Below are 14,081 nucleotides of genomic sequence, written 5' to 3' on the forward strand. Positions count from 1 at the left end.
ACGTGAGGAGTGGCACATGGCGGATGCGGCAGACGCGGCAGGGCGAGGTGCGGGGCTCAGCCGCCGCGGGTTCCTCGGTCTCTCGGCGATCGGGGTCGGGCTCGGGCTCGGCGGCACCGGCTGGGGACCGTGGCCGGGTGGTGCGGTCGCGGCGCCGCGTGGCGCAGGGGATGCCGCGCTGAGATTCGTCGTGCTCACCGACACACACGCGAACCCGGAAGAGGCGGCGCGAATGGAGAACCTGCGCCGGGTCTTCGCCGCCGTCGATGCCGAGCAGCCGCAGTTCGTGCTGCACTGCGGTGACATCACCGACTACGGCAGCGACGAGGAGTTCGCGGCCTACCGTGCCGCGATTCCGGACGGACTGTGGGATCGGGTGCGGCACGCGCCCGGCAATCACGAGATCCGGTGGGACACGAGCGCGCGCGAGCGCTTCCAGCGCTGGTTCGGGCCGACGAGCTACAGCTTCGATGCCGGTGGGGTGCACTTCGTCGCGCTCGACCCGACCCAGGCGCTGCAGGAGCCCGGCCTGTTCGGGGACGATCTCGAGCGGCTCCGCGAAGACCTCGATGACGTGGGCGACACGCCCACGGTCATGTTCCTGCACTATCCCCTGGCAGGACGCAACTACTACGTCAACGACGCCGACGCGTTCCTTCGAACGATCGATCCCTACCCGGTGCGGGGCATCTTCGCCGGTCACATCCACCGCAACGAGATCGACCGCTTCAACGGGCTGACGCAGGTCGCCGCGGTCGCCACCCGCAGCGGACCCTTCTACCTGCGCGTCACGCAGGTCGACGACGGCGACGGTCGCCGTCTGCTCGTCGAGCAGGTCACCCTCGGCGCGACCGACGCGGACGCGGCGACCGTGCAGCTCATCGGCGAGATGCCCCTCGATGCACCGCCCGCGGGCGAGGACCCGATCCGCATCGCCGCGCGACCGGGCGACGCGGCCATCGCGCTGACGGCGGTCGCCGGCCACGACGCCGGCGCCGTCGAGGCGCGTGTGCACCCCCAGGCGGTGTTCGGCGCGGTCGACGACGGCGTATGGACCCCGCTGTCGCCGCGGGGAGCCTCGTGGCATGGCGACCTCGACGCGAGCACCCTCGCCGCAGGAGTGCATCGCGTGCAGGTGCGGGCGACGGATGCCGCGGGCGGACGCCGCTACGACACGACCGAGATCGACCGCCGCGGTGCGACGCGCGCTCGGCCCGCGTGGGAGCTGGCGATCGGGGGACAGCTGCAGGGCGCGCTCGCCGCGCACGAGGGCACGGTCGTCGCCACGTCGACCTCGGGCCGCGTCGTGGCGATCGAGGTCGAAGGCGCCTCGCGCCACCGTCGCCGGTGGGCGGCCGACCTCGGACCCGCGCACCGCGGAGCCGCGTTCACCACCGACGGCGCCCTGGTCTGCGTGCCCGGCGCCGACCACCGCCTCACGGCGCTCGACGCCCGCACCGGCGACGTCTCCTGGATCAGCCGCTTCGACAAGCCGGTGATGTCGACGCCCGCGGTCATCGCCACGGGCGAGGGCGACCGCATCCTGATCGCCGCGGAGGACCGGCTCCGAAGCCTCGATGCGCACGGGCGCACGCTGTGGGAGGCATCCGTCCCGGTGCGCACCGCGGGTCGTGCTGCCAGCGACGGCGCGCGCGTCTTCGTCGGCGCCGGCGACGGTCGCGCATACGCCTACGATCTCGCGACCGGCGCGCCGCTGTGGTCGTTCCTCACCAACGAGCGGCCGGACTCGTACCGGCAGCTCATCTACGGTCCGTGGGACGACTGGATCGAGGTGCTTCCGACCGGGGCGGTGCTCATCAGCACCGTGACGCACGCCATCGCCGTCGACCCCGCGACGGGCGCCGAGCTCTGGCGCGTCGCCGGCAGCCACATCTTCGCCCCCAGCCTGATGCTTCCCGACGGCGGTCTGCTGCTGACGACGGAGTGGGGCGTCGTGAGCGTCGTCGACCCCGCGACAGGCGCTCCGCGCTGGAGTGCGCAGGCGGTGCCGCGGGTGGTGAACGCCGGCCCGGCGCTCGACCCGCGCGATGGCACCGCGTGGCTGGTGTCGGTGGGCGGGCTGCTCGCCGCGATCGATCCCGTCGCCGGCGCGGTGGCGGTGGACCGGCAGCTGTTCACCGCCAACACGTTCGCCACTCCCGTCGTGGTGGGCGAGCAGCTCATCGTCGGCGCCCAGGACGGGGTGCTCCGCGGCCTCACGGTCTGAGCCTCACGGTCTGAGCCTCGCGGGCTCGTCAGCCGACGGCGGCGAGCTCGCGGGTGCGTCCGGCGCGCTTGAGCGAATGCAGGGCGACGGCGACGTCGGCGTGCTGCAGCCCGGGCAGTCCCCCGATCGTCTCGGAGATGAAGCCGTACAGCGCCGCGTCCGAGGTCAGCGCGACCTCGCCGCAGAGGTTGCGGTCTCCGGTCGTCGCCGAGATCATCAGCATCGACGGATGCTGTGCCAGCAGCTCGCCGGCGCGGCTCAGCTGCGTCGGGTTCACGCTCAGAGCGACGAACGCGTTCACCGTCAGTCCGATGCGTTCCGGCTCGACCACCGTGCGCATGCGGAGCGCGCCCGACGACATCATCGCCTCCGCGCGCCGCCGCACCGTGACAGGGCTCGCATCGCACAGCTCTCCGAGGCGCTGCCACCCGAGCCGGCCGTCGGAGGCGAGGGCGGCGGCGATGCGCTCGTCGAGGGCGTCGGTCTTGACGCGGCTGTCGGGCAGCGGGTCGCTCCACGGGTCGAGGCGCTGAGCCCGCAGCTGCTCCACGACGTCGGGAGGCAGCAGATCGGGCAGCCAGCTGTGCGGCGTCGCGAAGCGCCGGATGACCTGGTTGCTCCACACGGCCAGCACGCCGTCGAGCGCCGGCAGCTGCTCGAGCGTGATCGCCAGCAGATGGTCGTTCGAGGTGTAGCTGATCTCGGCGATGCAGTCGACGCTTCCGGTGAGCAGCTTCACCGATCCGCACTCCGGCCAGGTCGCCAGCCGCTGCGCCGACCGGTGCGCTTCGCCGGGCCGGCAGCGCAGTCGCACGAACAGCGACCGCGATCGCCCCGTCGCCTCGCCGTCGAGCACGCCGATCACCCGCGCGGTGCCGTCTCGCACCAGGCGTGCGACTCTCCGGGACGCGGTCGCCTCGGACGTGAAGACGGCCTCGCTGATCTGCGCGTTCGTGGCGCGCGGATTGGCGAGGAGCGCGCCGGTGATGCGCAGGTCGAGGTCGTCCACGCAATGCACCATACATTCAGGAGTAGCGTCAAGATAGGTGCTTTGTTGCATTCTCCGGCCCGATCTCATCGAGTTTGCTCGCAAACGGGCAGGATCGCAGCACCGCGAGAGCACCGACGCTGCGCCGGTCTCGCCCCCGTTCCGGCGCTCGTCGCCACGAAGATGAGGAGTGATGCATATGACCCGATCGTCCACCGCGCGCATCGCGGCCCCCCTCGCGGCGATAGCCGCGCTCGGCCTGCTGGCCGGCTGTTCCGCCGATACGAACGGCGGGGGCGGCGGCGGCGAGCCTTCGGCCGAAGACCAGAGCGTGGTCTTCTGGACTCCGCAGACCACGCCCGAGCGACTCGCCGCCCAGGAAGCGGTCGCCGCCGCATTCACCGAAGAGACCGGCATCGAGGTCGAGGTCGTCCCGATGGCGGGAGCGGATCAGGACCAGGCGCTGGTGACGGGATCCGCCACCGGCGACGTGCCCGATGTCATCCTGCACGCGTCGCCGCAGACGGGCGCCTGGAGCTCCCAGGGCCTGCTCGACACCGAAGCAGCCACCGCGACCGTGGATGCGCTCGGCATCGACACCTTCAACGAGCACGCCATCGAGGCCGTCACGATCGACGGTGAGATCTCGGCGGTGCCCAGCGACGGCTGGACCCATGTGATCGCCTACCGCAGCGACCTGCTCGAGCAGGCGGGCGTGGAGGTTCCCACCACCGTCGAGGAACTGGCCGACGCCGCCACGACGATCAAGGAGGAGCTGGGCATCACGGGGCTGGCCTTCGGCACCCAGGCGGGGACGGCGTCAGCGACCGAGGGGATCCAGTCGATCTTCCACAGCGCCGGCTGCGAGCTCGTCACCGACGGCGAGGTCGTCATCGATTCGGATGCCTGCACCGACGCCGCCGAGCAGTTCCTGCGCCTGCGCAACTCGTCGGTGGCCGGTGACTTCGATGTCACGAGCGCTCGCGCCGCGTACATGAACGGCGACGCCGCGATGCTGCTGTTCTCCACCCACATCCTGGACGAACTGGCCGGCCTGGACGAGGCGACGCCCGCGACGTGCCCCGAGTGCGCCGAGCAGCCGGCCTTCCTGGCGGAGAACACCGAGTTCGTGACCGTTCTGGGCGAAGACGACCCGGCGCAGTTCGGCGCCATCCTCAGCTACGGCATCCCGACCGGTGCCAACGTCGAGGCCGCCCAGCAGTACATCGAGTACGTGCTGGACGCCGGCTACGTCGACACCCTCGCGGTGGCGACGGAGGGCCGCATCCCGCTGCGCAACGGCACCGCCGACAACCCGACCGAGTTCATCGAGGCGTGGGGCGGCCTGGGCATCGGACCGGCACACGAGCTCACCTCGGTGGAGATCTACGGCGAGGAGTTCGTGAGCGAGATGGAAGAGGGCATCAACGCCGTCTCGCTGTGGGGCATGGGAACGCCCGACGCGACGCTCGCCGGACTCGTCTCCAGCCAGGGCGTGCTCGCCGGTCAGATCGAACAGCTCTACAACGGCGTGCCCGCGGCCGACGTGACAGCCGCGATGAAGGCGGCCGTCGAGGAGGTTCAGGCGGGCCTGTGAGCAACGCCGTCACGCGTCACCGCTGGGGGCGGCCTCTCAGCCGCTCCCAGCGGGACAACCGCAACGGGCTGCTCCTGACGACACCCACGCTCGTCGTCGTGGTGCTGGCCTCGATCATCCCCCTGATCCTCGTCGTGGTCTTCGCCTTCAGCGAGATCCGGCTGGTCGACATCCCGCGTCTGGGGACGGAGCCGATCGAATGGACGCTCGACAACTTCCGTCGTGCGCTGAGCAACCCGTCCTTCTGGCAGGCACTGGGCACGACGCTGCTCTACGCGTCGCTCACGATGGTCGGCTCCGTCGGGGTCGGACTCGCACTGGCCCTGGCCCTGCGGCGTCCGTTCCGGGGCCGGGGCATCGTCCGGGCTCTGCTCCTCGTGCCGTACGTGCTGCCGATCATCGCCGCCGTGACGATCTGGCAGACGATGCTCAATCCGCAGTACGGACTGGTCAACGCGTTCGGTCGCGAGGTGCTCGGCTGGGAGCAGTCGATCGGCTTCCTGAACACCACGACCGCGCAGGTGTGGGGCATCCCGATCCCGCTGTCGCTGCTGGTGGTCGTGGTCTTCGAGATCTGGACGTCGGCGCCCCTGTCGTTCCTGTTCATCACGGCCCGACTGCAGGGGGTCTCGCCCAGCATCGAGGAGGCCGCCGCCCTCGACGGGGCGAACGGGAGGCAGATCCTCGGCCGCATCGTGATGCCGCAACTGAAGGGCGTGATCCTGCTGCTGTGCCTGCTGAGGTTCATCTGGACGTTCCAGAGCTTCAGCGAGGTGTATCTGCTCACCGAGGGCGCCGGGGGCACGCAGGTCATGGCGCTCAAGGTCTACACCGAGCTGGTGACCAGGGCCGACATCGGCAGCGCGGCCGCGTACGGCCTGCTCATGTCCGTCGTGCTCGTCTCGCTCCTGGCCGTCTACGTCGCGCTCTCGCGGAGAAAGGTGGATGTCGAATGAGCCGCCGCCGCTCTTCGCTCCGGCCGCATCCGGTATCCACCGCCGGGCGGTTCGTGTTCATCGCGCTGGCGCTGATCTTCGCGCTCGGGCCGGTGCTGTACGGCTTCCTGCTGTCGCTCCGCCCGTTCAACGCGATCGTGCAGGAGCCGCTGAACCTCATTCCGTCGCTGGGCGAGATCGACTTCTCGGCGTACACGACGGCGATGCTCGATCCCGAGCAGGGCGGGTTCGGGCTGGGCCGGTTCGTCATCAACTCGCTCGTGGTGGCGCTGTGCACCATCGTCCTGTCGATCGTCGTGTCGATCCTGGGCGCGTACGCCGCTGCCCGGCTGCGGTACCTCGGCAGGGGCGTCGTCAACGCGATCATCCTCGGGGTCTACCTCTTCCCCGGGATCGTGCTGTCGGTGCCGCTGTTCGTGCTGCTGGCCAAGGCCGGTCTGACCGGATCGCTGGTGGGACTGTTCCTGGTCTACGTCGCAACGACCGTCCCGGTGTCGATCTACATGTTGCGCAACTACTTCCAGGCGCTGCCCGAGAGCATCGAAGAGGCCGCGATCGTCGACGGCGCGTCGCTGTGGCAGATGCTGCGCAGCGTCGTGCTTCCCGTCGCGCTCCCCGGCGTCGTGGCGACCGCGGTCTACGTCTTCATGATCGCGTGGAACGAGTACTTCTACGCGCTTCTGTTCCTCGTGCAGGACCGTGCACTGTGGACCGCGCCGCTCGGCATCTCACAGCTGGCCGACTTCAACGTCCCCGTGACCGTGCTGCTGGCCGGCGCGCTCGCCGTCACCGCGCCGGTGGTCGTGCTGTTCTTCATCGCGCAGCGCTACCTCGTCGACGGACTCACCGCAGGAGCCGAGAAATGACCCGACCGCAGCGCCTCGTCGTGATCGGCGCGGGCGGACGAGGCCGCGACGCCTACGGCCGCTGGGCGATCGAGCACCCGGACCGCGCCACGATCGTCGCAGTGGCCGATGTCTCGCCGGTGCGCCGATCGGCGCTGGCGGCGGAAGCGGGCGGCGCCGCCGAATACGGCGACTGGCGCGACGCGGTCGCCGACCTGGGCGCGCTCGCCGCCGACGGCGTCATCATCGCGGTGCCGGACGCGCTGCACGTCGACGTCGCGACGGCCGTCGCCGACGCGGGCGTCCCGTTCCTGCTCGAGAAGCCCGCCGCGCCGACTCTTTCCGAGCTGGCACGTCTGGCCGGCCACGCGCGCCGCACGGCTTCGCGCCTGGCTGTCGGCCATGTGCTGCGCTTCACGCCGTTCTGGCGCTCGGTCAAGCGCATCGTCGACTCGGGCGCGATCGGGCGCACGATGACGATCGAGGTGCGCGAGAACATCGGGTTCTGGCACTTCGCCCACTCGTACGTGCGCGGAAACTGGCGCAACACGGCCACCTCGAGCGCGATGGTGCTGACCAAGACGTCGCACGACCTCGACCTCATCCGCTGGATCGCCGGTGCCGCGCCGGTGAGCGTGTACAGCATCGGCGAGCTGACCTGGTTCCGCGCCGAGAACGCGCCTCCGGGCGCGCCGGAGTTCTGCCTCGACGGATGCCCGGTCGCCGCCAGCTGCCCCTTCTTCGCACCGCGCTACTACGTGGACGCCCTCGCCGACGTCACAGGCCACCCGGTGCATCTCCTCGGCGCCGACATCTCGCCGAGCGGCCGGCTCGCCGCGCTGCGGACCGGGGACTACGGGCGCTGCGTCTTCCGCAGCGACAACGACGTGGCCGACCACCAGCAGACCTCGATGATGTTCCCGGGCGGCGTGACCGCGACGCTCACCGCGTCGGCGTTCACGGCCGAGAACACGCGCAACGTCACGATCACGGGCTCGGCGGGGCAGCTGACGGGCCACATGGAGAGCGGCGAGATCGTGGTCGACCTGTTCTCTCCCACGGCATCGCTGCCCGAGGGGCTGCCCCTGGCGGCACACGACGTGGAGGTCAAGCCACCGATGAACCACGAGCGGCATACCGTGCGGGTGCTCATGCCGAACGCCGACCTCGGCGATCACGCCGGCCATGCGGGTGGTGACGCGGCCCTGATGTCGGAGTTCGTCGACGCGCTGCGCGACGGCACGGTGGGCGAGGGCGAGCTGTCGTTCGAGACCGCGCTCGACAGCCACCTCATCGCCTTCGCGGCGGAGGAGTCCCGGCTGACGGCCGGGCGGATCGATTTCGCGGCGTGGGTCGCGCAGCTCGGCATCGCCGATGCGCCCGTGCCCGCCCACGAGAGGCCGACCGTGTCATGACCGAGCCCGCCTTCGCCGACGCGCTGCGCGGCCTCATCTCGCGGATGGGGGGCGATGCGAGGGGCGTACGGATCGAGCCGCACGAGAGCCGGACGGATGCTGCCGCCGCTGCCGCCTTCGACGCATCGGGCGGGATCCTCACCCTCCAGGGGACGGACCTCGTCGCCGCCGCGAGCGCGCTGGCCGCGTACCTGCGCTCCCAGGGCCGCCGCATCACGTGGGAGACACCGCGACTCGAGCCGGCGTGGGATGGGTGGCCCGATGCCCCGAGGACGACCCTGCGTACGCCGTTCGCGATCCGCTACCACTTGAACGTGGTCACGCACGGGTACTCGACGCCCTTCTGGGACTGGGACCGGTGGGAGCGCGAGCTGGACTGGATGGCGCTGCACGGGGTGACGCATCCGCTCGTGCTCACCGCCTACGAGGTCGTGCTGCACGAGACGCTCCGGCGCGCGGGCGTCGACGAGAACGAGGCTGCGGCCTGGATCGGCAGTGCGCCGCACGTGCCGTGGATGTCGATGGGCGGCATGCACGACTTCGGCGGACCGCTCCCGGCGCGCTGGGCGGAGCGCCGGCTCGACCTGGCGCGGAGGATCCTCGCGCGGGCACGCGAGTACGGCATGACGCCGGTCCTCCCCGCGACGGGCGGGCACGTCCCCGCGGCGATCGCCGGCGCGGCTGCCGCGGACATCGAGTGGCAGGGGTGGCGCACTCCCATGCTCGACCCGTCGTCGGCCGAGTACACGGCACTGATGCGAACCTTCCTCGAGGTCCAGCGCGAACTCCTGGGTGATCCCGGAGCCGATCCGGTCTTCGCCGTCGACCCGTACATCGAGTCGCTCCCGCCGTCCGGCGACCCCGCCGCCCTCGCGGCGGCGGGCCGCGGCATCCATCAGGCGCTCGCGGCGGTGCACCCGACCGCGACGTGGCTGCTGCAGGGCTGGCCCTTCCACTACCACCGCGGGTTCTGGACGCCCGAGCGGGTGGCCGCCTACCTCTCCGCGGTGCCGCACGACCGGTTGCTTCTGATCGACCTGTGGGGCGAGCACGCTCCGATGTGGCGTGAGGGCATGCACGGGCGGCGCTGGATCTGGACGGCTGTGCACAACTTCGGCGGGCGCTTCGCACTCTTCGGCGACGTGCGTGGGCTCGCGCGCGACATGTCGGAACTCGCCGAGCTGCGACCGGAGCGTCTGGAGGGCGTCGGCCTCGCGCCCGAGGCGATCGAGAACAACACCGTCTTCTACGAGGCCGCCGCCGACCTGGTGTGGGGTCCGCGCGACGCCGACGCATGGCTCGCGGACTTCGCGCGGCAGCGCTACGGACTCGACGACGACGACGCCCGTGAGGCGTGGCGCCTCCTCGGCGACACGCTCTACGGTCCTGGGCGCACCCGCTCGATCCCGTCGCCGGTCATCGCCCGGCCGTGGAGTGCCGCCGCTCCCTTCGCCGGCCAGCGCCTCGCCGGCGAAGCTCTGCCGGAGCCGGCACGGATGTCGGCGAACATCGATGCCGAGAACGACCCCGCCGTGCTCGGCGACCTGCCGTCGATCGCCCGCGCCGCTCGCCTCCTCATCGGACTCGGCGACCGCTCACCGCAGCGAGAGCCGCTCGAGCGCGACGTCGTCGAGCTCACCGGACATGTGCTGGCACAGCAGGCGCGGCAGCACATCCGCGGCGTCCTCGCCGCATACGCGGCCCGCGACGCAGACGCAGCGCGCGGTCACGCCGAGCGCCTGCGCGCCGATCTGCTCGCCCTCGATGCGCTTGTGGCCACACGCCCCGACTCCCGCGTGTCGACATGGGTCTCGGAGGCTCGCTCGTGGGGCGACACCCCGGACGAACAGGACGTCATGGAGCGTGACGCGCGGAGCCTGGTCTCGGTGTGGGGGCACCAGACGAGCGGTCTGCACGATTATTCGGGCCGGCACTGGGCCGGGCTCATCCGGGACCTCTACGTGCCGCGGTGGGCCGCGTGGACCGACTGGCTCACCGAGGCGATCGACCGCGGCGGTGAGCCGGACGAGGCGGTCCTCCGGCGGCGCATCGTCGAGATCGAGGAATCCTGGCGCGCTGCCCGCGGGAGCGCCGACGAGTCGGGGAGCGACCCGCTCGACGCAGCGGCACGGGTCCTGAACAGCATCGGATACTGAGAGCCAACCGCCGGAGCGATCCATGAGCAGCCGCCCGAACGTGATCCTGATCGTCACCGACCAGCAGCGCTGGGACACGCTGTCGTGCGACGGCGGGTTCGTCCAGACCGCGAATCTCGATCACCTCGCGGCAGCCGGAACGCTCTTCCGGCGTGCGTACTCGTCCACGCCCTCGTGCACCGCGGCGCGGGCGTCGCTGCTCACCGGCCGCGATCCGTGGAGCACCGGCATCCTGGGCATGGGCGCCGGACAGCCGCCGCTGGCAGGCCTCACCGACACCTTGCCCGAGGTGCTGGCGCGGGCGGGCTACCAGACGTTCGGCGTGGGCAAGATGCACTTCACCCCGCAGCGAGCGCGATACGGATTCCACGAGACCGTCATCGACGAGTCGCTGCGGGTGCAGGACGAGCGCTTCGTCTCGGACTACACCGCGTGGTTCGAACGGAACGCGCCGGCGGACGTGCGCCAGGCAGACCACGGACTCGACTTCAACTCGTGGATGTCACGGCCGTTCCACGCGCCCGAACATCTGCATCCCACGACCTGGACCGTGACCGAGTCCATCCGGTTCCTCGAACGCCGCGATCCGACCAGGCCGTTCTTCCTGATGACGTCGTTCGCGCGGCCGCACTCCCCGTACGACCCGCCGGCGTTCTACTACGAGCACAATGCCGAGCGCGCGAGGGCGGGTGCCATCCCCGATGCCGCGGTGGGCCCCTGGGCGTCGGTGCACGATGTCGGCGGTCCCGAGGCCGCCGACGTGAACGCCTGGCGAGGGCGTCGCTCGGGCGACGAGATCCGTCGAGCGCGGGCCGGCTACGCGGGGCTCGTCGAGCACATCGATCACCAGATCGGGCGGCTGATGCGATTCCTGCGGGACCGCGGACTCGACGCCGAGACGTTGATCGTCTTCACCTCCGACCACGGCGACATGCTGGGCGACCATCACCTCTGGCGCAAGACGTACGCATACGAGGGCTCCGCTCATGTGCCGCTCATCGTGCGCCTGCCGGCTGCCCTTCGCGCCCGGGGCGATGCGCGCACCGCTGATTCGCCGGTGTGCCTGCAAGACGTGATGCCGACCATCCTCGACGCGTGCGGCCTCGAGGATCGGCCCGAGATGGAAGGCCGCAGTCTTCTGCCGCTCATCCGGAACGAGGACGTGGCGTGGCGCGAACGCGTCCATGGTGAGCATTCGATCTGCTACGACGCTTCCCAGGAGATGCAGTATCTGACGGACGGCCGCTGGAAGTACATCTGGTTCCCGCGGCACGCGGACGGTGCCCCGGGCGAGCAGCTCTTCGATCTCGACACCGACCCGTATGAACGGCACGACCTGGCCCGCCGTCCCGAGCGCGCCGACGAGGTCCGGCTGTGGCGCACCCGGATGGCCGAGACGCTCGCACGGCGGAACGCGGGTCTGGTTTCCGGGGGACAGCTCGTTCCGCAGCACGGCAGGCCGCCGCTGGTGTCGCCTGCGGCAGCGGAACGACTCGCGACGCTCGTCTGACGATCCCGCCGGCGCGGCCTGCCGCCCAGTACAGTGCAAGCGCGACGCAGATCGCACCGGGGGAGCTGTCTGGAAGGAACGTCCATGTAAGCCGTCATCGAGGGCGCCATCACGCTCGTGCTGTCGAACTTGACCGTCACGCTGTTCCTGCTGGGGCTGCTGACGGCGGGAATCGGGATGCTGCGCACCCGGCGCCGCCGCGGCAGGCTGACCGCCGCAGACGTCTGGGAGAAGCTTCTCAACCACTTCCTGCTGCTGTCGGTCGGGATCAGCTACCTCTACAACTTCGTGATGCACAGTGTGTTCGGCGACTTGACCGCCGAGATCATCGGCTGGGATCAGAGCCCCTTCCAGCTCGAGGTCGCATTCGCCAGCCTGGGCTTCGCCGCCGTCGGATTCCTGGCGTTCCCGCGGCGCCAGGGCTGGATGGTCAAGCTCGCCGCCCTCCTCGGCCCGGCCCTGTTCCTGTGGGGAGCAGCGGGTGGACACATCTACCAGATCGCCACGGCCGGCAACCAGGCGCAGGGCAACGCGGGCAGCATCCTGTACACCGACATCCTGCTGCCCGTGGCCGGCTTCGTCTTCCTCTGGGGCTACGTCGCGGCGACTCGCCGCGAGCGAGAAGCGGAGCCGGCTGACGTCGTGCTCGAGGTGGCAGAGGCCTGATCGGATCCGCCGAGGGATAGCCCTCGTTCGACGAGGCAGCTAGCCTCACGCTCATGGCACCCATGGGGGACGACGGCATCGAGACCGTGCGGGCGATGCTCGGAGCGAAGGCGCGCCCGGTCGGGTGGCTCGAGCGCAGAGCGCGGATCGCCGAGGTCGGCGGGGCATGGCCGCTCGCCGACGACATCGAGCTCGAGACGGTCGATGCGGGTGGCGTGCCTGCGGAGTGGTCCCGCGCACCCGGTGTCGGAACGGCGGGGGTGCTGCTGTTCCTGCACGGCGGAGGCTACTGCTCGGGTTCCCTCGCCAGCCACCGGACGATGGCGGCCGAGGCGGGCCGCGCGGCCGGTCTGCCGACCCTGGCGGTGGACTACCGCCTCGCACCGGAGCATCCGTTCCCGGCGGCGACCGACGACGCGGCGACGGCCTGGGAGTGGCTTCTGGCAGAGGGGCACCGGCCGGACGAGATCATCGTCGGCGGCGACAGCGCGGGTGGCGGGTTGAGCCTGGCGCTCTGGCAACGGCTCGTGCGTTCCGGACGTTCCGGACCCGCGGGGCTGTGGCTCGTGTCGCCGTGGACCGACCTGACCCTCTCGGGGGCGTCCATCGACGACAACGACGCCGTCGATGCCCTCCTGCACCGCCCGTACCTCGAAGAGCTCGCGACGGCGTACGTGCCGCCGGATGTCGCGCGAGACGATCCCCGGGTGTCGCCGCTGTTCGCCGATCTCGCCGGGCTGCCGCCGACGCTGGTGCACGTGGGCACCGACGAGACACTGCTCGACGACGCCGTCCGGCTGGTCCGGGCCGCGGCCCTCGCCGGGGCGGACGTCCGGTTTCACGTGTTCCCTCGGATGATCCACGCCTTCCCGCTGTGGAACGCCGTGCTGGCAGAGGCGCGTCGCGCGCTCGCCGAGTTCGGGGATTTCGCCCGGGCCCGACTGCGCTGAGGGCTGTCAACCGAGGCCTGAAGTGCCCTTCGTGCCCGCGCCGGCGTCGCGGTCGCGCACCAGCGACGGCAGATGGTGGTCGAGGAAGGTCAGCACGACCGCGATCATGATGCCGATCACCAGGACGATCGCCGAGTTGCGGACCGACTCGGCGAAGCCGATGGTCGTGACGTCGAGGAACGGATACGGGTACCACCCGGTGACGGCGCCGTGGATGAACGTGTACACCAGCCACAGCAGCGGCCAGATGAACGCGTAGGCGGTGGTCGACCACGTCATGCGCGGGCGCGGACCGAAGATGAGCCAGCCGATGAGGGTCGCCCACGGCGAGATGTAGTGGAAGCCGATCGTCGCGACGAGCGCCCATCCCTGCGGGTCGACGAGCGGCGCGAGGATCGTCTCGTAGACCAGCCCGGTGATGATGATCCCGAGCAGGGCATCGAAGCGCAGCACCCGCCAGAGCTTGCCGTCCCGGAAGATGTTGAGCGCCAGGGCGATCGACGTGCCGAGCACGAACAGGTTGCTCTGGATCGTGAAGAAGCTGAAGAGGCGCACGAGACGCGTCCCGATCGGGCCGGTCGCGTTCGCGCCGGAATTGGCGTCCTGGCCGCCGGTCAGGATCAGCACGATCTGGATGACGAGCGCGATCGCGACGACGACCGCGATCGTGCCGAACCAGATTCGGGCGACCCGCTCCCGGACATGTGTGGACTCAGTTGTCGCGATCGTCGCGCTCATGGCGTGGCCCCCCAAGGTCGTATGCGCCCGCGC

At 70.8% G+C, this 14,081-nt stretch carries 11 protein-coding genes; 9 read left to right on the plus strand and 2 right to left on the minus strand.

Annotated elements, in window-relative coordinates; translation table 11 throughout:
• Nucleotides 1-16: 16 nt before the first annotated feature.
• A complete protein-coding gene (locus HF576_RS15685) occupies nt 17-2,227 on the plus strand; it encodes an outer membrane protein assembly factor BamB family protein (RefSeq protein WP_168913707.1) in 2,211 nt (736 codons plus the stop codon).
• Between the two features lie 28 nt (nt 2,228-2,255).
• Here HF576_RS15685 and HF576_RS15690 read toward each other — a convergent pair whose 3' ends face one another.
• Complete coding sequence (locus HF576_RS15690) at nt 2,256-3,236, minus strand: AsnC family transcriptional regulator (protein ID WP_168913708.1); 981 nt, start codon at nt 3,234-3,236, stop codon at nt 2,256-2,258.
• A 178-nt stretch (nt 3,237-3,414) separates the two neighbouring features.
• Here HF576_RS15690 and HF576_RS15695 point away from each other — a divergent pair, with 178 nt between their 5' ends.
• The 8 genes from HF576_RS15695 to HF576_RS15730 all read left to right on the plus strand — a co-directional run bounded on the left by HF576_RS15695 (nt 3,415) and on the right by HF576_RS15730 (nt 13,310).
• Entirely contained in the window at nt 3,415-4,812 is a 1,398-nt protein-coding gene (locus tag HF576_RS15695) for an ABC transporter substrate-binding protein (protein ID WP_168913709.1), read from the plus strand.
• A complete protein-coding gene (locus HF576_RS15700) occupies nt 4,809-5,768 on the plus strand; it encodes an ABC transporter permease subunit (RefSeq protein WP_168913710.1) in 960 nt (319 codons plus the stop codon). Before HF576_RS15695 ends, HF576_RS15700 begins: the two co-directional genes overlap by 4 nt.
• Complete coding sequence (locus HF576_RS15705; protein ID WP_168913711.1) at nt 5,765-6,634, plus strand: carbohydrate ABC transporter permease; 870 nt, start codon at nt 5,765-5,767, stop codon at nt 6,632-6,634. Before HF576_RS15700 ends, HF576_RS15705 begins: the two co-directional genes overlap by 4 nt.
• Nucleotides 6,631-8,028: a Gfo/Idh/MocA family protein gene (locus HF576_RS15710; protein ID WP_168913712.1), complete on the plus strand. Its 1,398-nt coding sequence runs from the start codon at nt 6,631-6,633 to the stop codon at nt 8,026-8,028. Before HF576_RS15705 ends, HF576_RS15710 begins: the two co-directional genes overlap by 4 nt.
• A complete protein-coding gene (locus tag HF576_RS15715) occupies nt 8,025-10,184 on the plus strand; it encodes an alpha-N-acetylglucosaminidase (RefSeq protein WP_168913713.1) in 2,160 nt (719 codons plus the stop codon). The genes HF576_RS15710 and HF576_RS15715 overlap by 4 nt, the downstream gene beginning before the upstream one ends.
• Before the next feature lie 22 nt (nt 10,185-10,206).
• On the plus strand, nt 10,207-11,694 hold the full coding sequence (locus HF576_RS15720) for an arylsulfatase (protein WP_168913714.1): 1,488 nt from the start codon (nt 10,207-10,209) through the stop codon (nt 11,692-11,694).
• A gap of 117 nt (nt 11,695-11,811) precedes the next feature.
• On the plus strand, nt 11,812-12,360 hold the full coding sequence (locus HF576_RS15725; protein ID WP_205835268.1) for a DUF6790 family protein: 549 nt from the start codon (nt 11,812-11,814) through the stop codon (nt 12,358-12,360).
• 53 nt (nt 12,361-12,413) lie between these two features.
• Entirely contained in the window at nt 12,414-13,310 is an 897-nt protein-coding gene (locus tag HF576_RS15730) for an alpha/beta hydrolase (RefSeq protein WP_168913715.1), read from the plus strand.
• 6 nt (nt 13,311-13,316) lie between these two features.
• Here HF576_RS15730 and HF576_RS15735 read toward each other — a convergent pair whose 3' ends face one another.
• On the minus strand, nt 13,317-14,048 hold the full coding sequence (locus HF576_RS15735; RefSeq protein ID WP_168913716.1) for a Pr6Pr family membrane protein: 732 nt from the start codon (nt 14,046-14,048) through the stop codon (nt 13,317-13,319).
• Nucleotides 14,049-14,081 lie beyond the last annotated feature (33 nt).

This window comes from Microbacterium salsuginis, assembly GCF_012524205.1.
GTDB classification, from domain to species: domain Bacteria; phylum Actinomycetota; class Actinomycetes; order Actinomycetales; family Microbacteriaceae; genus Microbacterium; species Microbacterium salsuginis.